The sequence below is a fragment of the Pseudonocardia parietis genome (genome assembly GCF_017876315.1).
GTDB lineage: Bacteria > Actinomycetota > Actinomycetes > Mycobacteriales > Pseudonocardiaceae > Pseudonocardia > Pseudonocardia parietis.
The window spans coordinates 3,924,510-3,949,960 of the sequence record NZ_JAGINU010000001.1 but is presented as its reverse complement, the minus strand read 5'-3'; the positions used below and the strand labels follow the sequence as shown (position 1 = coordinate 3,949,960).

The following is a 25,451-nucleotide window of genomic DNA, read 5'->3' as shown; positions in this document are numbered from 1 at the left end:
CACGCTATCGAACTACTTCCGCATTCTCAAGACATTAGTGTGATGGGATCAGCGTTTTGCCAGTTCAAAGCCCTGTGGTTCACTGGTCGAATGCGTGGACGCACCCCGACCAGCGCGCCCGCCACCGCGGGCGAGATCTTCCGGCTGGTCCGGGACGGCGCGGCCGGAACCCGGACCGAGATCGGCCGGGCCACCGGCCTGTCCCGGACCGCCGTCGCCGCGCGCGTCGCCCGGCTGCTCGCCGACGGTCTGGTCACCGAGGTCGTCGGCGCGGCCGCCACCGGTGGGCGCCCCGCCGCGCGCCTGGAGTTCAACGCCGCCGGCGGGACCGTGCTCGCGGTGTCGGTCGGCGTCAGCCGGTCCAAGGCCGCGGTCTGCGACCTCACCGGCGCGGTGCTGGCCGAGGCCGTGATCGACCTGCCGGCGTCGGTCGGCCCGCACCGGCTGCTCGGCGACGCCGTGCCGACGCTGGAGAAGCTGCTGCTCGACGCGGGCGTCGGCGAGGCGGGCATCCGCGGCATCGGCCTGTCGATCCCGGGCACCGTGGACGGCGCGAACGGCTGGTCGGTCGGGGTGCCGTCGCTGCCGGGCTGGGAGCGCATCCCGCTGCCACCGATGCTGACCGAGCGCTTCCCGGCGCCGGTGCGGGTGGACAACGACGTGAACGTGATGGCGCTGGCCGAGCAGGCCGTGCACCCCGACGTCGACGACCTGTTGATGGTCAAGATCGGTTCCGGGGTCGGCGCCGGGCTGGTGGCCGGCGGCCACCTGCAGCGCGGCGCCTGGGGTGCGGCCGGGGAGATCGGGCACATCCCGGTGCACGACGGGCCGGGCATCGGCTGCGGGTGCGGCAACGTCGACTGTCTCGAGGTGCTCGCCTCCGGCCGGGCGCTGGTGCGCGACCTCGCCGCCGGACGCCCGGACGGGGCGGTCTCGACGATCGCGGACGTCGTCGCGCTGGTGAAACAGGGTGACCCGGACGCCGTGCGGCTCGTCCGGATCGCCGGGCGCCGGCTCGGCGAGGTCCTCGCCGCGGCGGTGAACCTGGTCAACCCCGCGCTGGTCGCGATCGGTGGCGACCTGGTGGGCGCGTTCGACCCGCTCGTCGCGGGGGTGCGCGAGGCGATCTACCGGCGGTCGATGGCGACCGCGACGCAGAGCCTGCGGATCGAGCCGGGCCTGCTGGCGGGCCGCAGCGGCGTGATGGGCTGCGCGATCCTCGTCCTGGACGACGTCCTGTCCCCGGCCACCGTCGACGCCACGCTGACCGCGTCCCCGCCGGATGTCACGTGAGTGCCGCGGCCCCCGCATCCACGTGACGCTCGGCAGGGGTGCGCAGCAGGTCGAAGCGCATGCTCGTCGACACCGTGAAGCCCATCGCCCGGTAGAGGCGGATCGCGTCCTCGTTGTCCGCCGAGGCGTGCAGCACGGGGCGCTCGGCGCGGGCGGTGATCCCGGCGGCGACCGCGTTCACCAGGCGGCGGGCCAGGCCCCTGCCGCGGAACTCCGGGTCGGTGCACACGGCGCTGATCTCCGTGGCCCCCGGTACCCGCAGCCGCTCGCCGGCCATCGCGACCAGCCGGCCGTCGTGCCGGATGCCGAGGTAGCGCCCCAGCTCGGCGGTACGCGGCAGCCACGGCCCGGGGCGGGTGCGCTCGGTCAGCTCCGCCATCGCGGCGCGGTCGTCGAGCCCGAGCTCGACGGCGTCGTCGTCCGGTTCGCCGGGGACCGCGGCGCCGTCCATCTGGACGCCCGCGAACCGTCGTTCCAGTACCCAGCCCTGCGGCGGCGCGGGCGGACCGTCGCCCGCCCGGACCACCGCGACCTCCCGGCCCGGCCCGCACAGCGCGGCGAGATCGGCCCAGTCACCGGGGGCGGGGTCGAGGGGCAGGCCGGCGAACGGCGAGACGTCCGGGTCGAAGCGGGCGGCGCCGCCGCGCACCGTGCCGAAGGCGCGCAGGCGGCCGTCCAGCGCAGCCGGAACCGGGTTGAGCAGCGCGAGGTCGAGGGCTTGCACACCGTCGATCGTGCCCCGGCCGGCCTCGGCGACGGCGCCCGGGTTCAGTACGGGTTCAGTACCTACCGCGACCAGGAGCACCACCCGACCAGGAGTACGCATGACCGTCGTCACCGATGCCTTCACCGCCCGTCACGGCCGCGCCCCGGCCGGGGTCTGGTCCGCCCCGGGGCGGGTCAACCTGATCGGCGAGCACACCGACTACAACGACGGCTTCGTGCTGCCGTTCGCGCTGCCGCACCGCGCGGTCGTCGCCGCGGCCCCCGCGGACGGTCCGGTGAGCCGGGTGCGGTCGGTGCAGGAACCCTCGGGCGCGGTCGAGTTCAGTGCGGCCTCGGTCGTCCCCGGTGACGTCGACGGGTGGGCGGCCTACGTGGCCGGGACCTGCTGGGCGTTCCGCGAGGCCGGTCACCCGGTCGGCGAGGTCGAGCTGGAGCTGGACTCCGACGTCCCGGTGGGGGCCGGGTTGTCGTCGTCGGCGGCGGTGGAGTGCGCGGTCGGCGTGGCGCTGGCCGGGCTCGCCGGCGTCGAGATCGGCGCGACCGAGCTGGCCCGGATCGCGCGGCGTGCGGAGAACGAGTTCGTCGGCGCACCCACCGGCGGGATGGACCAGATGGCGTCGGTGCACGGCCGCGCCGGGCGGCTGGTCTTCCTCGACACCCGCGACGACACGGTCGAGCTGGTGCCGTTCGACCTGGCCGCACACGGCCTGGAACTGCTGGTGATCGACACCCGGGCGCCGCACGCGCACGCCGGTGGCGAGTACGGCGCGCGCCGCGCGGACTGCGAACGGGCCGCGGCCGCACTCGGGGTGCCCGCCCTGCGCGACGCGGTGCTCGCCGACGTCGAGCGGCTGCCCGACGACCGGATCCGCCGCCGGGCCCGGCACGTCGTCACCGAGAACGAGCGCGTGCTCGAGGTGGTGCGGCTGCTCGCCGCCGACGCGGACCCGCGCGAGATCGGGCCGCTGCTCGACGCCTCGCACACCTCGATGCGCGACGACTTCGAGATCACCGTCCCGCACGTGGACGTCGCGGTCGAGGCGGCCCGCGACGGCGGCGCGGTCGGCGCGCGGATGACCGGCGGCGGGTTCGGCGGGTGCGTGATCGCGCTGGTCCCCGCGGGCGCGGTCACCGCGGTGACGACCACGGTGCAGCAGGCCTACGCCGAGCGCGGCTGGACCGCGCCGCTGGTGTTCCCCGGGACGCCGAGCGACGGTGCCGGCCGGGTCGGCTGACCCCAGCGCTCACGAGCGCTCCGCCACCGCCGACAACGCCGCCATCGACCGGGTGAGCACGGCGCGCAGCGGCTCCGTGCGGTGGGCCTCCACCTCCGGTAGCTCCACCCGCACCTCGATCGCGGTCCCGGGGCCGTCCGGGACCAGCCGCCAGGCGATGTCGATGTCGGAGACCTGGCAGGAGACGGTGACCCGCCCGGTCGTGCGGTCGGTCCGCACGAGCTGCGGCATCGGGAAGTCCGGGTAGCCGGTGGGCCACTGGGTGTAGGCCCCGGGCCCGTCGGTGCGGACGGTCTCGACGCCCTCCCACCACTCCGGGAACCGGCTCGGGTCGAACAGCAGCTTCCACACCTGTTCGACCGCGGCCGCGCTGCGACCGTTCACGATGAATCCGGGCATCGTCGCTCCTCCTCGTCCGGGTCGGCACCGGCCGCCCGCAGCTCCGCGACCAGCCGGGCGATCTCGCGTTCCGGCTCGACCAGCCCGGCGACCGGTGGGCGGCCGAGGTCCACGAAGTTCGTCATGTACTCGGTGCCCGGGTCCGGCGGCCGCTGGCGCCGCCATCCGGCGAGGGCCTCGCGCAGCCGCCGCACCGCGAGGTCGCGGTCACCACGGGCGGCCGCGACGAGGCCCTGCACCCGCGCCATCCGCCCGACCAGCGCCCACGGCCGGTCCTCGGGGCGGACCGGTTCCCCGGTCGCCCGGCGGATCTCCGCCTCCGCCTCGTCGGCACGCCCGCCCGCGACCAGCGCCTCGGCCCGGGCGAGGCGCGCGGCGGGCCGGCTGACCCGCTGCGCCCGCAGGTCCGCCCCGGTGCCCGCCGGGTCGTCGAGTGCCGCGGCGAGCAGCCGGGCGGCGTCGGTGTTCCGGCCGGCTGCCAGCGCGACCAGGCCGGCGTCGTGCCGGGACGCCATGACGTGGTCGGGGGTGTCCATCCGCTCGGCCATCGCCAGCTGCTCCGCGGCGACGCGGGCCGCCTCGTCGTGCCGGCCGCAGCGGCCCAGCAGCAGCGCCAGCGCCGCCAGGCAGGGCTGCTCCAGTACCGCGACCCCGCGGGTCTCGGCCACCGCCGCCGCGCTCTGGGCCAGCGCGCCCGGGTCGTCGCCTGCCGCGCTCAGCGCACACGCCGCGTTGCCCCGGATCGGGTAGGCGAGGTCCGGGCGGCGGGCCCGTCCGGCCGCCGCGCCGCCCCGGTCGGCGGCCGCGGCGACGTCACCGAAGCGGCCGAGCCGGATCACCGTCATCACCCGCACGCTCTCGATCGCCGCGACTGTGCTGTCGTCGGGCTCGACCACGAGCCGCGCGACGTCGGCCAGCAGTGCCTCGGCCCGCTGCGGGTCGGCCACCGTCGACTCGGCCCAGGCCAGCCCGAGCAGTACCTCCCGGCGCAGCTCACCCGCGGTGTCCGGGCCGAGCAGCCCGAACGCCCGGCGGTAGGCCTCCAGCGACGCGGCAGGCCGGCAGACCACGGTGCGCAGCACCGTCCCGCGCCGGCACCACGCCGCGGCCAGCTCGGCCGGCGTGAGCAGCTCCATCGCCGTCCACCACTCCCGCTCGAACTCCGCCGAGCGGCCCGACCAGCCGTGCACCTCGGCGAGCTCCAGGCGCAGCCGGCCGAGCCGCGGCCGGGCCCGCACCGCCTGCTCCCAGAACGAGGTGGCCTCGGGCAGCGCGCCGACGGTGCGGGCGGCGCGGGCCGCCCGTTCCCAGCGCGGGCCGGCGAGGTCGTCGCGTCCCGCCGCCCGCAGGTGGGTGGCGACCTCCGCGGCAACGGCATCCGGGTCGGTCGCGGCCCGCTCGACGGCGACGGCGAGCCGGCGGTGGCCGCCGCCCGGATCGTCCAGCTCGGCACGGGCGGCCTCGGCCAGCAGCGCGTGCCGGTAGCGCAGCCCGGACGACGCCCGCACGACCAGCCCGGTGTCCAGCGCCCGGTGCTCGGTCCGCGTCGCCCCGGGCAGCTCGAGCGCAGCGACCTCCGGCGGGGCGAGCGACCGCCCGGCCACGGCGAGGATCTCCAGCAGGTCCCGCACCGGGTCGTCGACGGCCCGCAGGGTGGTCCGGACACCGGCCCGCAGGGTCGCCGACGCGAGCCCGGTGCCGAGCCCGGACGCCAGCGCGCGGGCGCTCTCCACCGCCAGCAGCGGGTTGCCCTCGGCGGCGCGGACGGCGCGGGCGACACCGTCGTCGTCGAGGACCGCCGCGGTGCGGGCGACCTCGGCGAGCGCGGTGTCCGCGAGCGGGCCGACGGTCAGCTCCTCGACCGGGACCCCACGCCCGGCCAGGTCCGCGACGAGCGCGTCCGGCTCGGGCCGGGCCGGGCGGTCGCGGCGGGTGAGCACGAACAGCACCGGCAGCTCCGCCAGCCGCCGCCCGATGTGGGTGCTCAACGCCAGGCTCGCCCGGTCGGCCCGGTGCACGTCCTCGGCGACCAGCAGCACCGGGCGTCCGGAGGCGGCCCACTCCACCAGCCGCAGCACCGCGTCCCAGACCCGCAGGCGTTCCAGCTCCGGGGCGGCGACCGCGGCCGGCACGTCGTGGCGGCCGAGCGACCGGGCCAGGTCGGGGGCGAGCCGGCCGAGCTCGGCGGGCCAGTGCGCGTGCGACGGCGGTGCGGGCACCGTACGGACCAGCTCGCGGGCCAGCTCGTGCCACACCGCCAGCGGCGTCTCGCCGCCGACGTCGACACCGGCGCCGACCGCCGTCCGGCCGCCGCTGTCATCCGCACGCGCGGCCAGCTCGGTGACCAGCCGGGTCTTCCCGATACCGGCCTCGCCGGTGAGCACCACGACCCGGCCGCGCCCGGCCCGGGTCGCCGTCCACGCGTCGGTGAGCGCCCGCAGCTCCGGGGCCCGGCCGAACAGCGCACCCCGCCCGGCGCCCGCGACCGGCGACGCCGCGGCGGACCCGCGCAGGGCCGCGAGCACGGCCCGGGTGGCCGCGTCCGGGGCGACGCCGAGCTCGTCGCGCAGCCGGCCGGCGAGCTCCCGCCCGGCGACGACGGCGCCCGCCCGGTCTCCGGCCGCGACGAGGCGGCGGACCAGCTCGCGGTGGGCGGGTTCGTCGAGCGGGGCGAGCGCACACCGCCTGCGCGACCAGCGCACCGCGTCCGGGGCGTCGCCGTCGCGTTCGGCGGCGGCCGACGCGGCGTCGAGCAGCCCGATCAGGTTCGTCCGGTGCTCGGCCCGGGCCGGCTCCACCCACTCCTGGGTCCAGCCCTCGAGCAGCCGCGCGCCACCGCAGGCGGCCGCGGCGGCCCGCGGGTCCCCGCCTGCGGCGAGCCCGCGGATCCGGGCGAGATCGGTGTCCACCCGCTCGGGGCGCAGGCCGACGGCGGTGCGGGTGGTGACGACGACGTCGTCGCCGACCGCCCGGCGCAACGCCCACAGGGTGGTCCGCAGGTTGGCCCGGGCGACATGCTCCGGGGCGTCCGGCCAGAACCGGGCGGCGAGCCGGTCGCGCTCCAGCGGGCCGGGTTCCAGGGCCAGTGCGACGAGCAGGCGTCGCTGCGGGAGCGGGAGCGTCAGCGGTGTCCCGTCCCGTTCGACGGCGGGCTCGCCCAGCAGCTGCACGCGCAGCACGCCGGGACGGTAGGCCGGTTCCGGTGCCCGTCGCCATCGTCAGTCCTGTGGAGGTGGTGTTGACGCGGCGTTGACGGGCCGGTCGACGGTGCCCGGCCACGGTCCGTGGCGGACGGCGCCCGCCCGGGCGCCACCGGCCCCGGGGAGACCACGGTGACGACCCAGACCACTCCGACCACCCAGACCACCACACCCACCGACACACCGGTGATCGACGACGCGCGGCTCGACGCCCTGCTCGGCCGGTTCGTCGGCGACCTGGGCGCCACCGTCGGCGCCGCGGGGATCGTCATCGGGCACCGGCTCGGGCTGTTCCGGGCGCTCGCGCAGGGCCCGGCCACCCCCGAGGAGCTCGCGGAGCGGACCGGCACCGAGCCGCGGCCGGTCACCGAGTGGCTGCGCTCGCAGGCCGCGGGCGGCTACGTCACGCACGAGGCCGGCCGGTTCTCCCTGGACGCCGAGCAGACGCTCGCGCTGGCCGAACCGGACGGGCCGCTGTACCTGCCCGGCGCGTTCGTGCTGGCCCTGGGCTCGATGCGGGCCGAGCCGCGGATCACCGAGTCGTTCCGGTCCGGCTCCGGGATGGGCTGGCACGAGCACCACGACGACGTGTTCGCCGGTTGCGAGAGCTTCTTCCGGCCCGGTTACGTGGCCAACCTGACCTCGTCGTGGCTGCCCGCGCTGGACGGCGTGGTGGAGCGGCTGACCGCGGGGGCGAGCGTGGCCGACGTCGGCTGCGGGCACGGATCGTCGTCGGTGCTGCTGGCCCGGGAGTTCCCGCGCAGCGTGGTGCACGGGTCGGACTACCACGCCGGATCGGTCGACGTGGCACGGCGCCGGGCCGCCGACGCCGGCGTCGCCGACAACACCCGCTTCGAGGTGGCGGGGGCCGACTCGTTCTCCGGCACCGGCTACGACCTGGTGACGTTCTTCGACTGCCTGCACGACATGGGCGACCCGGCGGCCGCGGCCCGGCACGTGCGGTCGGCGCTGAAGCCCGACGGCACCTGGATGATCGTGGAGCCGCTGGCCGCGGACGACCCGGCGGACAACCTCAACCCGGTCGGCCGGATCTACTACTAGACCGTCGCATCTAATTGTTGGGGTAGAGGTGGCGGAGCTTGATGCGGGCGTCGGTGGTGGTGAATTGCCAGTTGACCTGACGGTGGTCGGTGTTGGTGGCGTCTTGCCAGGCGGCGAGTTCGGTGTTGAGGGTGTCGATGTCGGTGATGCGCCGGTCGAGGCACTGGCGGGTGAGAGCTGAAAGTTCGATCTCGGCGATGTTGAGCCAGGAGCCGTGGCGGGGCGTGTGGTGGATCTCCAGTCGTTGTGCCAAGGCAAAGGCCGTGGAGGGTTCGAACGCTTCGTAGAGAGAGCCGACTCCGTGGGTGTTGAGGTTGTCCATGACCAGCACGACGGTGTCGGCGTCGGGGTAGTCGTGGGTGAGCAGGTGCTGCACCTGACGGGCCCAGTCGATCTTGGTTCGGCGTGGTTGAGCGTCGACGCGGCGCCAGCCGCGTAGGGGTTCGGCCCAGACGAAGATCGAGCAGGTGCCGTTGCGGACGTACTCGCTGTCCTCTTTGCGGTCGTGACCGGGCTCGGCGGGGATCGGCTCGCGGACCTGCCCTAGCAGCTGGTAGGGCTTCTCGTCCATGCACACCACCGGTCGGCGGGGGTCATAGGGGCGGGCGTAGACAGCCAGGACGTCTTCCATCCGAGCGGCGAACTCGGCGCTGGCGTGCGGTGGGATCGTCCAGCACTTCTTCAGATGAGGACGCAGTTTCGTTTTTTTAACACTCGGCCGATGGTGGAGTGATCCAGATCGGGCAGGTCGGCGACCAGGGCGACCTGACGCTCGAGCAAGCGCAGCGACCAGCGTGTATAGCCCTGCGGTGGGCTCGAGCAGGCCAGTGCGATCAACCGGGCCTCGACCTCGCCGGTCACGATCGGCGCTACCGGCGGTGTCTCACGCGGCTTGCGGCCGATCGTGGCCAGCACGTCGCCGTCGGTCTCGTCGAACCGTTTCGCGATCGACCGGACCGTGTTTTGGGAGACCCCGACCCGATCCGCGACCATCGACCGAGCGTCCACCGGGCCGACGTTCTCGTCCAGCTCCAGCAGTACCCGAGCACGGATGATCATCCGCGCCGGATGCGTGCCGGTCACGGTCAGCTTGGACAGGAACTCGCGATCAGCAGCCGACAGGCCGATCGTGAACACCTTCGGACGAGCCATCGTCTGGGCATCCTCTCAACACGAGCAACATGATGAGAGGCTCATACACCAGATAGCGATAGTTTTAGCGGCGACACGCTACTACGGCTTCTCGACCCTGCTCTGCGTACCGAACGCGACGACCCAGCCGGGCGGGTACGCGCTCGGCGCCCAGGCCGGCGAGGCGGCGATCCGCGACGTCACCGTCGAGGCCGGGTTCACCCGGTTCCGGCGGGCCGCCGAGACGCCGTTCAACGCGGTCTACGAGGTCCGGCCCTGAGGGGTGCTCACGACCGGCAGCGGTCGTTCGAGTACAGGTGCGAGTCCGGGAAGTGCCGGGCCGCGAGCGCGTCCCCGACGATGATCACGGCGGTGCGCTCGATCCCGGCCTCCCGGACGGCCTCGGGCATGCCGTCCAGGGTGCCGCGCAGCACGATCTCGTGCTCCCGCGAGGCGTGCGCGACGACGGCGGCCGGGCAGTCGCCGCCGTATGCCGGGGCGAGGGCCTCGACGACCTCGCCGATCCGGTGCACGGCCAGGTGCAGCACCACGGTCCCGCCCGCCCGGCCCAGGTCGGCCAGGTTCTCCTCCGGCGGCATCGGGGTGGCGCGCGCGGCGATGCGGGTGAGGGTGACGGTCTGCGCGACGGTCGGGACGGTCAGCTCGCGGCCCAGCGCGGCGGCCGCGGCGGCGTAGGCGGGGACGCCGGGGCACACGTCGTAGGGCACGCCCTCGGCCTCGAGGCGGCGCATCTGCTCGGCCATCGCGGAGAACACCGACGGGTCCCCCGACGCGAGCCGGGCGACGTCGAGGCCGTGCCGGTGCGCGCGGAGCATCTCGTCGAGGATCTCGTCGAGGGTCATGAGCGCGGTGTCGATCGTCCGCGCGCCGGGCGGACAGATCTCGATCATCTCCGGCGGCACGAGGCTGCCGGCGTAGAGGCAGACCGGCGAGGCGGCGATGAGATCGCGGGCCCGCAGGGTCAGCAGGTCCACCGCACCCGGCCCGGCCCCGATGAAGTGCACGGTCACTGCTGCAGTCCCTTCTCGTGCGTCCAGATCGTCACCGGCATCGCCGCGCGCCAGCCGTGGAACCCGCCGACCGGTTCGGCCCGGGCCACCTGCACCCGGACCAGCTCTCCCCCGTGCTCCGCGTGGGCGGCGGCGAGCAACGCCTCGGACTGCACGGTGACGGCGTTCGCGACCAGCCGGCCGCCGGACTTCAGGGCGGCCAGGCAGCCGTCGAGCACGCCGTCGCGGGTCAGTCCGCCACCCACGAAGATCACGTCCGGTTCCGGCAGCCCGGCGAGCGATCCAGGAGCCCGTCCTATGACGACGCGCAGCCCCGGCACCCCGAGCGCGGCCGCGTTGGCGGTGATCCGCTCGGCGCGCTCGGGCCGGGACTCGACGGCGATCGCGGTGCAGCCGCGGTGGGCCCGCATCCACTCGATGCCGATCGAGCCGGAGCCCGCACCGACGTCCCACAGCAGCTCCCCCGGCCGCGGGGCGAGGTGGGCCAGGGTGACGGCCCGGACCTCACGTTTGGTGAGCTGGCCGTCGTGGTCGTAGGCGGTGTCCGGCAGGCCGGGGGTCTCGCCGAGCGGGCGGGTCCCGGGATCGGGCCGGCACTCGACCGCGACGACGTTGAGCGGGTCCGACCCGCCGCGCCACTCGGCGGCGGTCCCGGAGACGACCCGCTCGTCGGGGGCCCCGAGCCGTTCCAGGACGGTCATCGGCGACCCGCCCCAGCCGGCACCGGTGAGCAGCTCCGCGATCCCGGCAGGCGACCCGGCACCGGCCGACAGCACGACGATCCGGGCGCCCGGGGACAGGGCGCGGCGCAGCGTGTCGAGCGGGCGCCCGACGACCGAGAGCACCTGCACGTGCTCGGATCCCCAGCCCAGCCGGGCGCAGGCGAGCGCCACCGACGACGGGTGCGGCAGCACCCGCAGCCGGTCCGGGCCGGCGACCCGGGCCAGGGTCGCGCCGATCCCGAAGAACATCGGGTCGCCGGAGGCGAGCACCGCGACCCGGCGGCCGGAAAGCTCGTCGAGGATCCCGGGCAGGGCCGGGACCAGCGGCGACGGCCATTCCCGCCGCTCCCCGGGCACGGCGTCACCGGGCAGCAGGTCGAGCTGGCGCGGCCCGCCGAGCAGGACCTCGGCGTCGCGCAGTGCGGCGCGGGCGGGTTCGGCGAGCCCGGCCCAGCCGTCCGCCCCGATCCCTACAACTGTGACAACAGCCCCACCCCGGCTCCGCCCAGCTGAGACAGCGGCCCCGCCCCGGCCCTGCCCACCCGTATACCGCTCATCCATCGGTCTTGTCCGTCACCCCGGCGCTGTCGAACGTCGCGACGTCGGCCATCGCCCGGGCAGCACCCTGCAGCACCGGCAGCGCCAGCAGTGCGCCGGTGCCCTCACCGAGCCGCATGTCCAGCTCCAGCAACGGCGCGCACCCGAGGTGCTCGAGCACGATGTGCCCGCCGGGTTCGGCGGAGCGGTGCCCGGCCAGGCAGTAGCCGGTCACGTCCGGGGCGAGCGCGGCGGCGACGAGCGCGGCGGACCCGGCGATCACGCCGTCGAGCAGCACGGGGGTACGCAGCGCAGCGGCGCCGAGCACGAACCCGACCAGCCCGGCGTGCTCCAGCCCGCCCACCGCGGCGAGGACGCCCACCGGGTCGGCCGGGTCCGGCCGGTGCAGGTCGAGGGCGCGGCGCACGACCTCGGTCTTGCGGGCCAGGGTCTCGTCGTCGATGCCGGTGCCGCGGCCGGTCGCCGTGGCCGGGTCGGTGCCGGTGAACGCGCAGATCAGGGCGGCCGCGGCGGTGGTGTTGGCGATGCCCATGTCGCCGGTGAGCAGGCAGCGGTTCCCGGCGGCGACCAGGTCGCGGGCCACCTCGATCCCGTGCTCGATCCCCCGGCGGGCCTGCTCCCGGGTCATCGCCGGGCCGGCGGTCATGTCGGCGGTGCCGTGCGCGACCTTGCGCGGCAGCAGCCCCGGTACCGGCTCGAGGTCCGCGGCGACACCGACGTCGACGACCTGTACCTCGGCGCCGATCTGGCGGGCGAACGCGTTCACCACGGCGCCGCCGCCGAGGAAGTTGGCCACCATCTGCGCGGTGACCTCCTGCGGCCACGGCGTGACCCCCTGGGCGTGCACGCCGTGGTCGGCGGCGAACACCGCGACGGCCGCGGGCGCCGGCACCGGCGGCACCTCGGCCCCGGCGATGCCGGCGAGGGTGACCGCGACGTCCTCCACCCGGCCCAGCGCGCCGCGTGGCTTGGTCATCCGGTCCAGCCGGTCGCGGGCGGCGGCCCGGGCGCGGGCGTCCACCGGGCCGATCGCGTCCACCGTGGACTCCAGCAGGGCGGTGGGTTCCGCGCCGGGCAGCCCGCGGGCACCCCAGGTCTCCTGGTGCACCGCCCAGTCCAGCGGTCGGCGCCGCGCCCAGCCGTGCGCCTCCAGCTCGGGACGGTCCGGGAAGGCGTCGACGTGCCCGACGCACAGGTAGGCCACGACCTCCAGGTGCGCGGGCAGGCCGAGCAGCTCGTGCAGCGCGGCGAGGCCGTCGTCGCCGAAGAAGCTCACCCAGCCGACGCCGAGGTCCTCGGCCCGGGCGGCCAGCCACAGGTTCTGCACCGCCAGGGCCGCCGAGTACGGCCCCATCTCCGGGCGGTCGTGCCGGCCCAGGGTGTGCCGGCCGCCGCGGGTCGGGTCCGCGGTGACGACGACGTTCAGCGGGGTCTCGCGGATCGCCTCGATCCGGATGGAGCGCAGCGCGTCGGCCCGGGCCGCGGGCAGCGACGCGGCGTAGCGGGTGCGGTGCTCCTCGACCAGGGCGTGCACCCGCTGCCGGGTCGCCGGGTCGCGGACGAGCACGAAGTCCCACGGCTGGGAGAACCCCACGCTCGGCGCGGCGTGCGCGGCCGCCAGCACCCGGGTGAGCACGTCGTCGTCGATCGGGTCGGGCCGGAAACCGATCCGGACGTCGCGGCGGGAGTGCAGTACGTCGTAGAACCCCTGCACTCTGGCCTCCTGATGATCACGTCGTGGCAGCGAACGAGACGACCACACGGTTGTGCGGGTGGTCAACCGACGTGCCGGGCCCGGTCGGGCACCTCACATACTGGTGCGCATGAACTGTCCCTGCGGCACCGACCGACCCGAGGACGCCTGCTGCGGACCGGTGCTGGCCGGGCGCCCGGCCCCGACCGCGGAGGCGCTGATGCGCAGCCGCTACACCGCGTTCGTCCGGGGCGACACCGCGCACCTGCTGGCGTCCTGGCACCCGTCAACCCGGCCGCGCCGGCTGCGGCTGGAGCCGGGTTCGGTGTGGGCCGGTCTGGAGATCCTCGACCGCTCCGGCGGGACGATGTTCGAGACCGACGGCGTCGTCGAGTTCCGCGCGCACCGGATCGACGGGGTGCTGCACGAGCGCAGCCGCTTCGTCCGGGAGGACGGCCGCTGGTTCTACGTGGACGGGGTGCTCGACCCCGACTAGGTAACACCCTGTCTCCTGATCACGACCTCTCCCTGGGTTCCATGATCAGGGGGCAGGTATGGGCAAGCCGGATCAACCACGTGACAAAGACGGCAAGTGGAGGCGCCGGGGTGGGATCGGACTCGGCGGCGCGGCCATCGCCATCGCCATCGCGGCCCTCGGTGGTGGGCTCGGCGGCGCTGGTGCGGTCGGTGGTGCGGCCGGGGGCAGCGCGGCCGGCGGCGGGGCGTCCGTCTCGTCGGGCACCGGCAGCTCCGGGTCGTCGGCCTCCCGGCCCGGCCGGGGCTCCTCGGACACGCGCGCGGTCCGCGCCCGCGACCGGCCCCAGGAGGCTCTGGCCCGCCGGCTCCGTCGCGAAGGGCGGGACGTGGAGCGACTCGACGGCGACGTGGCCACCGACTGCGCCACGGTCTCCTACGGGCAGGTGCGCGCGTTCTTCACCGCGACGCCGTGCGACGCCGTCGGTCGCGCGTTGTTCGAGGTACGGGAGGGCGGAGCCCGGGTCGTCGTCGCCGTCGCCGTGGTCGACATGCCCACGGTGGACGGCGCCGTCACCATGAAGCGCCTGGTCGACTCCCCTGGCACCGGCAACGTCCGCGAGCTGCGATCACCTCGCGGGGTGCGCTGGAGCGGGCAGCACTACCACTCGGCCCGGGACGAAGCGACGGTCGTCAACGCCCAGGCCGAGCCGGTCGGTGCCGGCGCGGCGGCCGCCCGGCTCGCGGGCCGCGTCAGCCGGGAGGCCGCCGCCGGTTGAGCCTTCCGACGTCGATCCGCCGCAGGGTGATCAGCGGTTCGTAGCGGATCGGTGCCAGATCTGGCACCGATCCGCTACGACTCCGCGATCACCCCTCGTTCACCGAGGTCCCGGGGCTGCCCCGGGGCCGGCTGGGCGAGCGGCCCGGCCGGATCCGGCAGGAGGCTGCCGTAGAGCCGCCAGCCGCTCGCGGTCGGCTCCCAGTGCAGTTCCTCCCACGGGTCCGGGTCGATCCGCTCGAGCCGGGCCCAGAGCTCCTCCTGGGCGCGGCCGGCGTCGCGCAGTGCACGGCCGAGCCGGACGAGGACCTGGACGATGCTGTTCTCGCTGCTCATACCCCGATCCTGGTCGAGGCACGAGTCGATCGGAATCGGCAGAAGTGACACGGCCCGGCGAGATCCTGCCATGACTATGGGTACGGCTAACGTGCCGGAACGTGGACCACTCACCCCTCGGCGACGCGCCCACCGGAGGACCGCTCGACGGCGTGCTCGTCGCCGACTTCTCCCGGGTCCTGGCCGGCCCCTACGCGACCATGATGCTGGCCGACCTCGGCGCGACCGTGATCAAGGTGGAGGGCCCGGACGGCGACGACACCCGCACCTGGAAGCCCCCGGTGCTCACCGATCCGGAACACGGCGACATCGCGACCTACTACCTGTCGATCAACCGGAACAAGCGGTCGGTCGTGCTGGACCTCAAGAACCCGGACGATCTCGAGGTCGCACGCCTGCTGGCCCAGCGCGCGGACGTGCTGGTGGAGAACATGCGACCGGGCGGCATGGCGCGCTTCGGGCTCGACCACGAGTCGGTGGCACGGGAGAACCCGTCGGTCGTCTACTGCTCGGTCTCCGGGTTCGGCAGCCGCGGCGGCGCGCACCTGGCCGGCTACGACCTGCTCGTCCAGGCCGTCTCCGGGCTGATGAGCCTGACCGGCGAGGCCGACGGGCCGCCGTACCGGGCGGGCGTGGCAGTGTTCGACGTGCTCACCGGGCTGCACGCGGCGCTGGCGATCTCCGCGGCACTGCGCCACCGCGAGCAGACCGGCCGGGGCCAGCTGCTGGAGACCAACCTGCTGTCGGTCGCGATGTCCACGCTGGTCAACCAGACCGAGGCCTACGTCGCCGCGGGCGCGGTACCGCACCGGATGGGCAACGAGCACCCGAGCGTCTTCCCCTACCAGCCGATGCCGACCAAGGACGGCGAGCTGATCGTCATCGCCGCCAACGACTCCCAGTTCCGCCGGCTCGCGACCGTGCTCGGCGACCCGGCGATGGCCGAGGACCCGCGTTTCGCCACCATGTCCGACCGGATCGGGCACCGCGCGGAGATCGAGCAGCGGCTGCGGGCGCGGCTGGCGACCCGCACCGCGCAGGAGTGGTACACCGCGATCACCGAGGTCGGCGTGCCGTGCGGGCCGATCAACTCGGTCGCCGGCGGCGTCGCGCTCGCCGAGGAGCTGGGCCTGGAGCCGGTGGTCCGGGCTCCGGACGCGGCCGCCGTCCCGACGGTCCGTAACCCCGTCGCGTACTCGGCGACGCCGCCGTCCTACCGCCGCTCGCCCCCTGCGGTCGGCGCGGACTCCGACGAGGTCCGCACCTGGCTCAACGGATAGCGCGACTCCCCGTTTTCGGATAGTCTGAGTATCCGCTCAACGGGAAGGACGCGCGATGGCCCGGTACACCCGCACGACGAACGAGCCCACCGACGACGAGATCGTCGTCTTCCTGATCGGCATGCGGTTCAACCGGCCGTGGCGGGTCGACGCCTGGCTGCCGGCGTTCGTCGCGATGCCGCGGATGCTCGGCGAGCTCTCGAAGGACCCGGACTCCGGCCTGCTCGGATACCGCCTGACGTTCGGCGGCGACGGCCCGGTGGTGATCCAGTACTGGCGCGACCGCGCGTCGCTCTACGCCTACGCGGCCGACACCGGCCGGCTGCACCGCCCGGCCTGGGCCGCGTTCAACCGGCGGGCCCGGCGGGTGCCGGGTGCGGTCGGGATCTGGCACGAGACCTTCGTCGTGGCCGAGTTCGAGAGCATCTACGGCGACATGCCGCCCGCCGGCCTCGCGACGGCCCTGGGCGCGCGCCCGATCGACGCGGCCACCGAGGGCGGGCGGCGACGGCTCGCCGCCCGGTGAGCGCCGGCGACCCACCCCGGGAACCCCTCGATCCCGGGACGGGCCGCCGCGACCGGCTCACACCACCCGGCGCACCACGGCGATCCGGCGCACCGACCAGGCGGCGGCCCAGCAGAGCGGGGCCGCGAGCGCGAACAGCACCAGTGCCTTCGCCGCGGCCGGTGCGGCGAACCCGGCCAGCGCGACACCGAGCCACGCGACGATCGGCGGGTGCAGCACGAACACCGCGAAGGCGTTCGTCGACAGGAACCGCGCGACCGGTCCGGACCGGTCCAGCCACCGCCGTGCGGCCACCAGCACCGCCACGATCACGAACACGGTGAACAGACCGTTGAGGACCGCCGCCACGGCCGACACCGCGGTCCCGCCACCCGCCGCGGCGCCACCACCGAGGACAGCGACCGTCAGCCAGGCGAGACCGGTCACCACGGCGAGCGCGGCGCAGGCCCACCCGGTGCGCGGCCGCAGCCGCTCGAACCAGCCCCGGCGCCCGCCGACGATCCCGATGACGAAGCACAGTGCGTACTGCGGCAGGTACCCCGCCGACGGCAGGACCGCCCAGAACGTCCCGTTCGGGACGACGATCCACCACGCCCAGGTCGCCGCGCCGAGCGCGAGCCCGGCCCCGGCCACCGCGAGCACCCCGGGCACCGGCCCGGTCCCGACCGGCCGCGCCTCGCGCACACCGCGCACCAGCGCATACACCAGCGAGAACACCAGCAGCAGGAGCACGAACCACAGTGGACCGGGATCGGGAGCCAGGAAGGCCTGCAGCCACGCGCCGTCCTGACCGGCGAACAGCGGCAGGTAGAACACCGGCTTGAGCACCAGCAGGAACGCCAGGAACGGGAGGCCGAGCCTCAGCAGCCGCCCGCGGACGAAGCCCGCCACCCCGTGCCGGTCCACCGACCCCGGAACGAACCAGCCGGAGATCAGGAAGAACGCACCCATGAACCAGGCCTGGTTCGTCGCGACGAACGCGTCGAGCAGCGTGGCGGTGCCGTCCGTCGGCGGCTCGTAGTACGTCCACGCCGGGATGTGCGAGTACGTGATCGCGCAGTGGTGGGCGATCACCAGCGCCGTCAGTCCCACCCGTACCGCGTCCGGCCAGGCCGTGCGGCCCGGCGCCGCCCCCTCGGCCCCGGCCGGTCCGGCCCGCTCCCCGATCGTCGTCATGACCCCTCCCCCTCAGGTCGCCGGATCGCCGCGACCAGCAGGTCGGCGAGCTGCTCGGCGTAGGCGAGCAGGTCGGTTGCCGGGTGGGCGATCCAGTACGCGAACATCGCGTCCACTGCGGACTGCGCAGTCACCGCCATCACACGGTGGTCGAAGCGGCGGACCTCGCCGGCCTCGGCGGCCGCGGAGTACATCCACTCCAGGCCGCGGTACAGCTCCTCGTTGTCGGCCTGGCCGTAGCGCAGCCGGCCGTCCTTGCGCCGCAGGTGCGTGACGATCTCCCCCACCGCGATCAGCTCGTCGCGGTGCGCCAGCCCGTCGCGGGCGACGGCGAGCACGTGCGCGCGCACCGTCTCCAACGGGTCCAGGCCCCCGAGCTGCGGCACCACGCGCTCGGCGATGCCGGTGTAGATCGCGGTCACGCACTCCTCCATCAGCTCCTCCTTGCCGGAGAAGTGATAGGAGATGACCCCCTTCGAGATCCCCGCGGTGCGTGCGATCGCCGCCAGGGACGCGTTGCCGAAACCCTCCACCGCCAGGGTCGCGACGGCGGCCTCGATGATCTGCCGCCGTCGCGCCTGTTCGATGAAGGACTTCTGACCGCTCGCCCCGGAATCTGACCGCACGGCCAGAATCTTAGCCACACAGGCAGAACCGCCGCAATCTCGATCGCCCGCACGCGGCCCCTGGTGGAGCAGCCGGGCCGTGCCCTGGGCCGGCCCTCACGTTCGAGGGGCACGTGCGGGTAGTTCGATCTCGCGGCGAGCGCGCTGGCGTGCCCCTGGTGAGCAGCCGGCCGTGCCCGGGGCCGGCCCTCACGCTCGAGGGGCACGTGCGGGTAGTTCGATCTCGCGGCGAGCGCGCTCCTGTACCCCTGGTGAGCAGCCGGCCGTGCCCGAGGCCGCACCTCACGTCCGAGGGGCACATGCGGGCAGTTCGATCTCGCGGCGAGCGCGCTGGCGTGCCCCTGGTGAGCAGCCGGCCGTGCCCGGGGCCGGCCCTCACGCTCGAGGGGCACGTGCGGGTAGTTCGATCTCGCGGCGAGCGCGCTCCTGTACCCCTGGTGAGCAGCCGGCCGTGCCCGAGGCCGCACCTCACGTCCGAGGGGCACATGCGGGCAGTTCGATCTCGCGGCGAGCGCGCTGGCGTGCCCCTGGTGAGCAGCCGGCCGTGCCCGGGGCCGGCCCTCACGCTCGAGGGGCACGTGCGAGTAGTTCGATCTCGCGGCGAGCGCGCTCCTGTACCCCTGGCGGTGCCGCGGTCGCGGCGGGACCGGTCGCCCGAATGATTCCGCTCGAAAACCATTCGTCGACGGACTCCTGGCCGAACTCCTCAAGGCCCGCGCCCGACATCGATGCACCGAGCCCTACTGCGACGCACCCGCCCGACACCTCGACCACATCGACCGCGCAACCGACCACGGACCCACCGAACTCGACAACGGCCGCGCCACCTGCGAGTTCCACAACCACGTCCGCGAACAACCCGGATGGGTCGTGGAACGCACGGCCGATGGCGTGCGCACCACGACACCGACCGGCCACTCCTACCTCGCGCCTGATGGCTCGGCGTCAGGGGAGCAGACGCCCGCAGACCGCCACGACAGCCGACGGGAGTGATCACCTGACATGCATGGCATCGACCCATCTGAGGCCGGGGCCCACCGCGACGTCGTCGCCCGGGCCGGCGCCGGCGTCGGCGCGCGGTCAGCTCGTCGGGGGCGCGGTGTGCGCGGTGACCTCGGGCGGCTCGTGCGGGAACGGGGAGACGGCGACGGCGCACAGCTGGCCCGTGCAGCCCTGCGCCAGCGACGAGGACCCGCGGTCACGGGTGACGGCGTTCGGGTTGCCGTGCACGCAGAGCGCGTCGTCGCCGAGCTCGGGGCGCTCGGGGTCGGGGCGCGGGTCCCACCACGCCCCGGTGGGCAGCTGCACGACGCCGGGCCGGATGTCCTCGCTCAGCCGGGCGGCGGCCAGGCAGGCGCCCCGATCGTTGTGGATCCGGACGACGTCGCCGTCGTCGATCCCGAGCCCGGCGGCATCGGCCGGGTGGATCCGCACGACCTCGCGCCCGGACCGCTTCGACCCGGCCGAGTGCGCGCCGAAGTCCAGCTGCGAGTGTAGCCGGGTGGCCGGCTGGTTGGACACCAGCCAGAACGGGTGCCGCTCGTCGGGGGCCTCGGCCGGCTCCAGCCAGGCCGGGTGGCCGGGATGGTCGGCGAGACCGTGCCCGGCGATCGCGGCCGAGGCGACCTGCACCTTCCCGGACGGGGTCGGCAGCGGGTGCGCCTGCGGGTCGGCGCGGAACCGGGCGAGGACGCCGCCGTCGTCCGGGCGCTGCGGGAGCTCCAGCTCCCCGCGCTCCCAGAACTCCTCGAAGTCCGGCGCGTCCAGGCCGCGGTCGGCGAGCGCCTTGCGGGTGCGGTCGTACATGTGCACCAGCCACTCGCGCGCGGTGCGGCCCTCGCCGAACTCCGCGCCGTGGCCCAGGCGGTGCGCCAGGTCGGACAGCACGTCGTAGTCGTTGCGCGCCTCGCCGTAGGGCGGTACGAGCTGCTTCATCGCGACGAGCAGCGGATCGGAGTTCGTGGCACCGATGTCGTCGCGTTCGAGGGTCGTCGTGGAGGGCAGCACGACGTCGGCGTGCCGCGCGGTGGCCGTCCACACCGGATCGTGGACGACGAAGGTGTCGAGCTCGGCGACCGCCCGCCGCAGCCGCCGCAGGTCCTGGTGGTGGTGGAACGGGTTGCCACCGGCCCACCAGGCGAGCCGGACGTGCGGGTAGGTGTGCTCGGCGCCGTCGTAGACGTAGGGCTTCCCCGGGTGCAGCAGCATGTCCGCGACCCGGGCCACCGGGATGAACGAGTTCACCGGGTTCGCCACCCGGGAGAACGCGGGGGCCGGCACCGCGTTGCGGGCCCGGCCGTAGTGTCCGAGCGAGCCGAGGCCGTAGTTGAAGCCCGCTCCGGGCAGCCCGATCTGGCCGAGGACGGCGGCGAGCGCGGCCCCGCCCCACACCGGTTGCTCGCCGTGCTCGGCGCGCTGCAGCGACTGCGCGACGGTGACCAGGGTGCGGCCGTAGGCGATCCGCCAGGCCAGCTCCCGGATCGCCGGCGCCTCGATCCCGGTGATCTCGGCCGCCCAGCCCGCGTCCTTGACCGGGGCGGCGAACAGGTACTCGCGCAGCTGGTCCCAGCCGTCGCAGTGCGACGCGAGGAAGTCGGTGTCGTGGCGGCCCTCGGCGACGACGGTGTGCATCAGCGCGAGCATCAGCGCGACGTCGGTCCCGGGGCGGATCGGCAGCCAGGTGGCGTCGACGTCCTCCGGCAGGTCCGGACGCAGCGGGCTCACCAGCACGAACACCGCGCCGCGGTCGCGGGCGGCGCGCATGGCGCCGCGCTCGAGGTGCCGGCTGACCCCGCCCGCGGCGATCGCGGAGTTCTTCAGCGCCATCCCGCCGAAGGCCAGCACGGTGTCGGTGTGCGCGGCCACCTGGTCCCAGCTGACGGCGTAGCGGGTGACGGCGTCGAACCCGCCGAGGATCTGCGGCAGGAGCACCTCGGCCGCGCCGCCGGAGTAGCTGTTGACCGAGCGCGTGTAGCCGCCGGTGACGGCAAGGAACCGGTGCAGCTGCCCTTGGGCGTGGTGGAACCGGCCGGCCGAGGCCCAGCCGTAGGAGCCGCCGTAGACGGCCTGGTCGCCGTAGGTCGAGCGCACCCGCCGGGTCTCCTCGGCGAGCCGGTCCAGCACCGCGTCCCAGGAGACGGTCAGGTAGCCGTCGCGACCGCGCTCGGGGTCGCGGCCGGGCCCGCGCTCCCACCAGCCGCGGCGCACCGCGGGCGCGGCGACCCGCGCCGGGTGCGCGACGGCGGCCGGCACGTTGTCCAGCACCGGCGACGGATCGGGATCGCCCGGGTGCGGGCGGACCCGAAGCCGCGTCCCGTCGTACCGGGCACGGAACACACCCCAGTGCGCGCTGTGTGTCTTCTCGATCTCGGTCACCGATGTCCACGGTAGCCGCATACGGAAGGGGTCGTGCGGGAAACTGCGGGGCATGACGACCTCGGCAGAACTGCTCACCGACCACTTCGGGCGCGTCGACGAGCTGGTGCACGACGTGCTCGACGGCCTCGGCACGGCCGATCTCGCGCGCCGCCCGGACGGCTCCGCCAACCCCATCGGCTGGCTGGTCTGGCACCTGCTGCGGGTGCAGGACGACCACGTCGCCGAGGCGTTCGGCACCGGCCAGGTCTGGACCGACGACGGCTGGTGCGAGCGCTTCGGGCTGAACCTCGACCCGTCCGACACCGGCTTCGGCCACTCCACCGCGCAGGTCGCCGTGGTCCGCACGACGCCGGAGCTGCTCGTCGGGTACGGCGAGGCCGTACACGCCCGCACCGTCGGCCACCTGCGCGAGCTGCGCGACGAGGACCTGTCCCGGATCCTCCCGCCGACCCACGGCGAGGGTGTCAGCCTCGGCGAGCGACTGGTCAGCGTGCTCGGCGACGACCTGCAGCACGCCGGGCAGGCCGCCTACCTGCGGGGACTGTTCGGGGTGTGATCCAAGAGGCAGGGCCCCGGAGGGCCGCGGCGTGGCGCATAGGCTGGCGCGGATGCCTCCGCCACCCGCACGTGTCCCCGACCTGACCGCGTTGTCCCTGCTCGTCGCGATCGCGCGCACCGGCAACGTCGGCACGGCCGCGCACGAGGTCGGCCTGTCGGTGCAGGCCGCGACCGCCCGGCTCCGGACGGTCGAGCAGCAGGTCGGCGCCCCCGTCGTGGAACGCGAGCGGCGCGGCAGGCGGGCCGGGCGGCTCACCTCCCGCGGGGTGCTGCTGGTCGAGTGGGCCGGCCCGGTGCTCGACGCCGCCGCCGATCTGGACGCCGTGGTCGCGGCGCTGCGCCCGGCCCGCCCCGGCGAACAGCCGATCGTCCTGGCAGCCGGGCCGACGGCCGCCGAGGGGCTGCTGCCGGCCTGGCTGGTGGAGCTGCGCGACGGCCCCGGCGGGCAGATCGTGCTGCTCGACACCGACGACCCGGCCGCCGCGGTCCGGGCGGGCGACGCCACGCTCGGCATCGTCGAGACCGTGGAGCCCCTGGAGGGGCTGCACGCGACGACGGTCGACACCGACACCCTCGTCCTGGTCGTCGCGCCGGATCACCCGTGGGCCGGCGGCTCCGGGGTGGACGCCGCCGAGCTCGTCGCCACCCCGCTGGTGACCCGCCGTCCCGGTGCCGGCACCCGGGCCTCGGTGGAGGCGGCGCTCACGGCGGCGGCGCCCGACGTGCGCGCCCCGGCACCGCTGCGTGAGGTCGCCGCCGACACCGCGGTCCGCGCCGCCGTCCGCGCCGGCGAGGGCCCCGCCGTCCTCCCGCGCCGCGCGGTCACCGGTGATCTCGCGGCCGGCAACCTCGCCGAGGTCCCGGTGCACGGCGCCGATCTCGGCCGGGAGTTCCGCGCCGTCTGGAAGGAGGGCAGCTCACCGCAGGGGACGGCTCGGGACCTGCTGCGCATCGCCACCGGCGGCCGCATCCGCTGACGGCCCGCGGCGAGCGGCGACCCGGCCGATCGCCGCCGCGACCAGGCAGGCCGCCGCACCCATCGCGAGACCGCCGCGGCCGCCGTAGTGCTCGCTCACCCAGCCCGCGATCGGGCCGCCGATCGGGGTCGAGCCGAGGAACGCGACCGACCACAGCGCCATCACCCGCCCCCGCATGTGCGGGGCGGCGGCGAGCTGCAGGGTGCTGTTCCCGCCTGCCATGAACGCCACGCTCGCCATGCCGACCAGCGCCATGGCGACCAGCGCGATCCCCAGCGTCGGTGCGATCGCCGCCAGCCCCAGTACCAGGCCGAACAGCAGCGCCGTCCGTACCAGCGAGGGCAGCCCGGTCCGCCCCCGCCCGGCGACCACCAGCCCGCCGACGACCGCGCCCGCCCCCATCGCACCGGTGAGGTAGCCGTAGGTGGCCGCGTCCCCGCCGAAGGTCTCCGACGCCACGACCGGCAGCACCACGGGGAACTCGTAGGCCAGGCAGCCGATCAGCGCCATCATCACCAGCGGGACGAGCAGCTCGGGGTTGCCCCGCACGTAGGCCAGGCCCTCCCGCAGCTGCCCGGGGCCGCGTGGCGCGGGCGCGGTCGGGGTGAGCGCGGAGACGTCCAGTCGCAGCAGCGAGATCACGACGGCGACGAAGCTCGCCGCGTTGACCGCGAAGCACACGCCCGTCCCGCCGGCCACGATCACCAGCCCGGCGATCGCGGGGCCGACCGCGCGGGCCGCGTTGACCAGCACCGAGTTGAGGCTCACGGCGTTGCGCAGGTCGTCGCGCCCGACCAGGTCCTGCACGAACGTCTGCCGGGCCGGGTTCTCGAAGGCCTTGTTCAGCCCGAGGACGGCCGCGAGTGCGTAGACGTGCCACAGCGCGACCGTGCCGGTCAGCGTCAGGACGGCGAGCGCGAGCGCCTGCAACCCCATCAGGACCTGCAGACCGATCATCAGTCGTCGCCGGTCGAGGCGGTCGACCCACACGCCGGCGTACGGGCCGAGCAGCAGGGTGGGCAGCGTCTGGATCGCGACGACCGTGCCGAGCACCGCCGCGGACCCGGTCAGCTCGTAGACCAGCCAGGACTGGGCGATCGACTGCATCCAGGTGCCGATCAGCGAGATCGACTGCCCGCCGAACCACAGCCGGTAGTTCCGCCCGGACAGGGCGGCGAAGGTGCGCTCGGAGAACGATCGGAGGGCGGCCCGGGCGTTCACCGGACGTCCCGCAGCGACGCCGCGAGCGTCTCCAGCGCGGGCAGCGCGCCGCGCAGCCCGTCGACCTCGGCCTCGGCCAGCCCGTCGACGTGCTCGGCGAGCAATCGGGCCCGCTCCTCGCGCTGGCGCCGGTGCTCGGCCGCGCCCGCCTCGGTGGCCGCGACCCGCACGGCGCGCCCGTCGGCCGGGTCCGCGTCGCGCACGAGCAGTCCGGTGACCTCGAGCTTCCCGGCGAGCCGGGACAGCATCGTGGGGTTCAGCCCCTCGATCGTCGCGAGCTCCCCCATCCCGATCGGCCCGCGCACCACCACGGTGCCGAGCACCGAGACCTGGGTGCGGGTGAGGTCGGATCCGCGGGAGTACCGGTCGAGCCCGCGCGTGATCCGGGCCAGGACCACGCGCAGCCGGGCGAGCTCGTCCGGGTCGAGGCCGCTCATCGCGCTCCTTATGTTGCCTATCGGCAAGCATATACCTGCGCGCGGCCGGGCGCCCGGCCGGAGGTGCGGAGCTGCGGGGGCTACCGGCCGCGTCAGCCGGCCGAAGCGCCCGGGTGGTCGCGCAGCCGCGACGCGAGCCGCTGCAGGTCGTCGCGCAGCCGGAAGAGGTCCGCGACCTCCATCCCGGTCGCCCGGATGACCTCGTCCTGGGCGACGGCAGCCCGTTCCCGCAGCGCCGTGCCCTCCTCGGTCAGCGACACCTGGACCGTGCGCTCGTCGTCCGGGCGGCGGGCCCGGGTGATCAGGCCCCGCTTCTCCAGCCGGGTCAGCAACGGCGAGAGCGTCCCGCTGTCGAGGAACATCCGCTCACCGAGCTCCCGCTGCGGCACCGAATCCTCCGCCCACAGCACCAGCAGCACCGCGTACTGGCTGTAGGTGAGCCCGATCGCGTCGAGCACGGGGCGGTAGCACCCGGTCATCGCCCGGGAGGCCGAGTGCAGCGCGAAACAGAGCTGCTCGTCGAGCGCCAGCGGCGCAACGGATGCCGGACGGTCCATCCGGACAGGGTAGGCCGTCGGCGGCCACCGCACAGGGCACGGGCCGCCGCTGCGGATCACTCCGGCGACCCTCCGTC

General features: G+C 75.0%; 25 protein-coding genes. 10 read left to right on the top strand and 15 right to left on the bottom strand.

Features of this window, described 5'->3' with window-relative positions; genetic code table 11:
- Window positions 1-90: 90 nt before the first annotated feature.
- Complete coding sequence (locus tag JOF36_RS18735; RefSeq protein ID WP_210028304.1) at window positions 91-1,293, top strand: ROK family transcriptional regulator; 1,203 nt, start codon at window positions 91-93, stop codon at window positions 1,291-1,293.
- On the opposite strand, the gene JOF36_RS18730 is transcribed toward JOF36_RS18735, so the two are convergent.
- A complete protein-coding gene (locus JOF36_RS18730) occupies window positions 1,286-2,119 on the bottom strand; it encodes a GNAT family N-acetyltransferase (RefSeq protein WP_210028303.1) in 834 nt (277 codons plus the stop codon). The two genes, JOF36_RS18735 and JOF36_RS18730, sit on opposite strands and share 8 nt — an antisense overlap.
- Here JOF36_RS18730 and galK point away from each other — a divergent pair.
- On the top strand, window positions 2,118-3,254 hold the full coding sequence (gene galK, locus JOF36_RS18725; RefSeq protein WP_210028302.1) for a galactokinase: 1,137 nt from the start codon (window positions 2,118-2,120) through the stop codon (window positions 3,252-3,254). The genes JOF36_RS18730 and galK overlap by 2 nt on opposite strands.
- 9 nt (window positions 3,255-3,263) lie before the next feature.
- On the opposite strand, the gene JOF36_RS18720 is transcribed toward galK, so the two are convergent.
- Both JOF36_RS18720 and JOF36_RS40260 read right to left on the bottom strand, forming a co-directional pair.
- Window positions 3,264-3,653, bottom strand: coding sequence for an SRPBCC family protein (locus JOF36_RS18720; RefSeq protein ID WP_210028301.1), 390 nt, complete (start codon window positions 3,651-3,653; stop codon window positions 3,264-3,266).
- Window positions 3,635-6,832, bottom strand: a complete 3,198-nt coding sequence (locus JOF36_RS40260; protein WP_210028300.1) for an ATP-binding protein — start codon at window positions 6,830-6,832, stop codon at window positions 3,635-3,637. The genes JOF36_RS18720 and JOF36_RS40260 overlap by 19 nt, the downstream gene beginning before the upstream one ends.
- Window positions 6,833-6,985: 153 nt before the next feature.
- Between JOF36_RS40260 and JOF36_RS40945 the strand changes: the two genes are divergently transcribed.
- Window positions 6,986-7,915 carry a class I SAM-dependent methyltransferase gene (locus JOF36_RS40945; protein WP_307862457.1) on the top strand — a complete coding sequence of 310 codons (930 nt, stop codon included), beginning with the start codon at window positions 6,986-6,988 and terminating at the stop codon, window positions 7,913-7,915.
- A 10-nt stretch (window positions 7,916-7,925) separates the two neighbouring features.
- Here the strand turns inward: JOF36_RS40945 and JOF36_RS18705 are convergent, their stop codons facing one another.
- Entirely contained in the window at window positions 7,926-8,582 is a 657-nt protein-coding gene (locus JOF36_RS18705; protein WP_307862736.1) for an IS630 family transposase, read from the bottom strand.
- Window positions 8,583-8,596: 14 nt separating this feature from the next.
- Window positions 8,597-9,067: a helix-turn-helix domain-containing protein gene (locus tag JOF36_RS18700; RefSeq protein WP_210024894.1), complete on the bottom strand. Its 471-nt coding sequence runs from the start codon at window positions 9,065-9,067 to the stop codon at window positions 8,597-8,599.
- On the opposite strand from JOF36_RS18700, the gene JOF36_RS39205 reads away from it, so the two are divergent.
- Window positions 9,045-9,326, top strand: coding sequence for a hypothetical protein (locus JOF36_RS39205; protein WP_245350899.1), 282 nt, complete (start codon window positions 9,045-9,047; stop codon window positions 9,324-9,326). The genes JOF36_RS18700 and JOF36_RS39205 overlap by 23 nt on opposite strands.
- A gap of 7 nt (window positions 9,327-9,333) precedes the next feature.
- On the opposite strand, the gene cobM is transcribed toward JOF36_RS39205, so the two are convergent.
- From cobM to cobT, 3 genes are read right to left on the bottom strand one after another with little or no spacing between them, the layout of a single operon-like run.
- Window positions 9,334-10,077 carry a precorrin-4 C(11)-methyltransferase gene (gene cobM, locus JOF36_RS18690; protein WP_210028298.1) on the bottom strand — a complete coding sequence of 248 codons (744 nt, stop codon included), beginning with the start codon at window positions 10,075-10,077 and terminating at the stop codon, window positions 9,334-9,336.
- Entirely contained in the window at window positions 10,074-11,360 is a 1,287-nt protein-coding gene (cbiE, locus tag JOF36_RS18685; RefSeq protein ID WP_210028296.1) for a precorrin-6y C5,15-methyltransferase (decarboxylating) subunit CbiE, read from the bottom strand. The genes cobM and cbiE overlap by 4 nt, the downstream gene beginning before the upstream one ends.
- On the bottom strand, window positions 11,353-13,071 hold the full coding sequence (gene cobT, locus JOF36_RS40940) for a nicotinate-nucleotide--dimethylbenzimidazole phosphoribosyltransferase (RefSeq protein WP_210028294.1): 1,719 nt from the start codon (window positions 13,069-13,071) through the stop codon (window positions 11,353-11,355). Before cobT ends, cbiE begins: the two co-directional genes overlap by 8 nt.
- A gap of 109 nt (window positions 13,072-13,180) precedes the next feature.
- On the opposite strand from cobT, the gene JOF36_RS18675 reads away from it, so the two are divergent.
- Both JOF36_RS18675 and JOF36_RS18670 read left to right on the top strand, forming a co-directional pair.
- Complete coding sequence (locus JOF36_RS18675) at window positions 13,181-13,546, top strand: YchJ family protein (protein ID WP_210028293.1); 366 nt, start codon at window positions 13,181-13,183, stop codon at window positions 13,544-13,546.
- A 58-nt stretch (window positions 13,547-13,604) separates the two neighbouring features.
- The gene (locus JOF36_RS18670; RefSeq protein WP_210028291.1) at window positions 13,605-14,303 is read left to right on the top strand and encodes a hypothetical protein; all 699 of its coding nucleotides are present in this window, start codon (window positions 13,605-13,607) and stop codon (window positions 14,301-14,303) included.
- A 74-nt stretch (window positions 14,304-14,377) separates the two neighbouring features.
- Here JOF36_RS18670 and JOF36_RS18665 read toward each other — a convergent pair whose 3' ends face one another.
- The gene (locus tag JOF36_RS18665; RefSeq protein WP_210028289.1) at window positions 14,378-14,638 is read right to left on the bottom strand and encodes a hypothetical protein; all 261 of its coding nucleotides are present in this window, start codon (window positions 14,636-14,638) and stop codon (window positions 14,378-14,380) included.
- A gap of 101 nt (window positions 14,639-14,739) precedes the next feature.
- On the opposite strand from JOF36_RS18665, the gene JOF36_RS18660 reads away from it, so the two are divergent.
- Together JOF36_RS18660 and JOF36_RS18655 are read left to right on the top strand one after the other, a co-directional pair.
- Window positions 14,740-15,918 carry a CaiB/BaiF CoA transferase family protein gene (locus JOF36_RS18660; RefSeq protein ID WP_210028288.1) on the top strand — a complete coding sequence of 393 codons (1,179 nt, stop codon included), beginning with the start codon at window positions 14,740-14,742 and terminating at the stop codon, window positions 15,916-15,918.
- Between the two features lie 55 nt (window positions 15,919-15,973).
- Window positions 15,974-16,444: a DUF4188 domain-containing protein gene (locus tag JOF36_RS18655; protein ID WP_210028287.1), complete on the top strand. Its 471-nt coding sequence runs from the start codon at window positions 15,974-15,976 to the stop codon at window positions 16,442-16,444.
- A gap of 57 nt (window positions 16,445-16,501) precedes the next feature.
- Here JOF36_RS18655 and JOF36_RS18650 read toward each other — a convergent pair whose 3' ends face one another.
- The 3 genes from JOF36_RS18650 to JOF36_RS18640 all read right to left on the bottom strand — a co-directional run bounded on the left by JOF36_RS18650 (window position 16,502) and on the right by JOF36_RS18640 (window position 21,621).
- Window positions 16,502-17,620: an acyltransferase family protein gene (locus JOF36_RS18650; protein WP_210028286.1), complete on the bottom strand. Its 1,119-nt coding sequence runs from the start codon at window positions 17,618-17,620 to the stop codon at window positions 16,502-16,504.
- On the bottom strand, window positions 17,617-18,246 hold the full coding sequence (locus tag JOF36_RS18645) for a TetR/AcrR family transcriptional regulator (RefSeq protein ID WP_210028285.1): 630 nt from the start codon (window positions 18,244-18,246) through the stop codon (window positions 17,617-17,619). The genes JOF36_RS18650 and JOF36_RS18645 overlap by 4 nt, the downstream gene beginning before the upstream one ends.
- A gap of 1,080 nt (window positions 18,247-19,326) precedes the next feature.
- Window positions 19,327-21,621, bottom strand: coding sequence for a molybdopterin-dependent oxidoreductase (locus JOF36_RS18640; protein WP_307862456.1), 2,295 nt, complete (start codon window positions 21,619-21,621; stop codon window positions 19,327-19,329).
- A gap of 52 nt (window positions 21,622-21,673) precedes the next feature.
- Between JOF36_RS18640 and JOF36_RS18635 the strand changes: the two genes are divergently transcribed.
- Together JOF36_RS18635 and JOF36_RS18630 are read left to right on the top strand one after the other, a co-directional pair.
- Complete coding sequence (locus tag JOF36_RS18635; RefSeq protein ID WP_210028284.1) at window positions 21,674-22,180, top strand: mycothiol transferase; 507 nt, start codon at window positions 21,674-21,676, stop codon at window positions 22,178-22,180.
- A gap of 52 nt (window positions 22,181-22,232) precedes the next feature.
- Window positions 22,233-23,159: a LysR family transcriptional regulator gene (locus JOF36_RS18630; protein ID WP_210028283.1), complete on the top strand. Its 927-nt coding sequence runs from the start codon at window positions 22,233-22,235 to the stop codon at window positions 23,157-23,159.
- On the opposite strand, the gene JOF36_RS18625 is transcribed toward JOF36_RS18630, so the two are convergent.
- The 3 genes from JOF36_RS18625 to JOF36_RS18615 form a co-directional block, all read right to left on the bottom strand.
- A complete protein-coding gene (locus JOF36_RS18625) occupies window positions 23,100-24,380 on the bottom strand; it encodes an MFS transporter (RefSeq protein WP_210028282.1) in 1,281 nt (426 codons plus the stop codon). The two genes, JOF36_RS18630 and JOF36_RS18625, sit on opposite strands and share 60 nt — an antisense overlap.
- Window positions 24,377-24,817 carry a MarR family winged helix-turn-helix transcriptional regulator gene (locus tag JOF36_RS18620; RefSeq protein ID WP_210028281.1) on the bottom strand — a complete coding sequence of 147 codons (441 nt, stop codon included), beginning with the start codon at window positions 24,815-24,817 and terminating at the stop codon, window positions 24,377-24,379. Before JOF36_RS18620 ends, JOF36_RS18625 begins: the two co-directional genes overlap by 4 nt.
- A 92-nt stretch (window positions 24,818-24,909) precedes the next feature.
- Complete coding sequence (locus JOF36_RS18615) at window positions 24,910-25,374, bottom strand: MarR family winged helix-turn-helix transcriptional regulator (protein WP_210028279.1); 465 nt, start codon at window positions 25,372-25,374, stop codon at window positions 24,910-24,912.
- Window positions 25,375-25,451: the final 77 nt, after the last annotated feature.

Excerpts from the sequence above, each read along its gene's own strand:
- JOF36_RS18720 (WP_210028301.1), bottom strand. The coding sequence starts at position 3,653 with ATGCCCGGATTCATCGTGAACGGTCGCAGCGCGGCCGCGGTCGAACAG.
- JOF36_RS18655 (WP_210028287.1), top strand. The coding sequence starts at position 15,974 with ATGGCCCGGTACACCCGCACGACGAACGAGCCCACCGACGACGAGATC.
- JOF36_RS18665 (WP_210028289.1), bottom strand. The coding sequence starts at position 14,638 with ATGAGCAGCGAGAACAGCATCGTCCAGGTCCTCGTCCGGCTCGGCCGT.
- JOF36_RS18730 (WP_210028303.1), bottom strand. The coding sequence starts at position 2,119 with ATGCGTACTCCTGGTCGGGTGGTGCTCCTGGTCGCGGTAGGTACTGAA.
- JOF36_RS18735 (WP_210028304.1), top strand. The coding sequence starts at position 91 with ATGCGTGGACGCACCCCGACCAGCGCGCCCGCCACCGCGGGCGAGATC.
- galK (WP_210028302.1), top strand. The coding sequence starts at position 2,118 with ATGACCGTCGTCACCGATGCCTTCACCGCCCGTCACGGCCGCGCCCCG.
- JOF36_RS18635 (WP_210028284.1), top strand. The coding sequence starts at position 21,674 with ATGACGACCTCGGCAGAACTGCTCACCGACCACTTCGGGCGCGTCGAC.
- JOF36_RS18650 (WP_210028286.1), bottom strand. The coding sequence starts at position 17,620 with ATGACGACGATCGGGGAGCGGGCCGGACCGGCCGGGGCCGAGGGGGCG.
- JOF36_RS18630 (WP_210028283.1), top strand. The coding sequence starts at position 22,233 with ATGCCTCCGCCACCCGCACGTGTCCCCGACCTGACCGCGTTGTCCCTG.
- JOF36_RS18670 (WP_210028291.1), top strand. The coding sequence starts at position 13,605 with ATGGGCAAGCCGGATCAACCACGTGACAAAGACGGCAAGTGGAGGCGC.
- JOF36_RS18675 (WP_210028293.1), top strand. The coding sequence starts at position 13,181 with ATGAACTGTCCCTGCGGCACCGACCGACCCGAGGACGCCTGCTGCGGA.
- cbiE (WP_210028296.1), bottom strand. The coding sequence starts at position 11,360 with ATGGATGAGCGGTATACGGGTGGGCAGGGCCGGGGCGGGGCCGCTGTC.
- JOF36_RS18615 (WP_210028279.1), bottom strand. The coding sequence starts at position 25,374 with ATGGACCGTCCGGCATCCGTTGCGCCGCTGGCGCTCGACGAGCAGCTC.
- JOF36_RS18700 (WP_210024894.1), bottom strand. The coding sequence starts at position 9,067 with ATGGCTCGTCCGAAGGTGTTCACGATCGGCCTGTCGGCTGCTGATCGC.
- JOF36_RS18620 (WP_210028281.1), bottom strand. The coding sequence starts at position 24,817 with ATGAGCGGCCTCGACCCGGACGAGCTCGCCCGGCTGCGCGTGGTCCTG.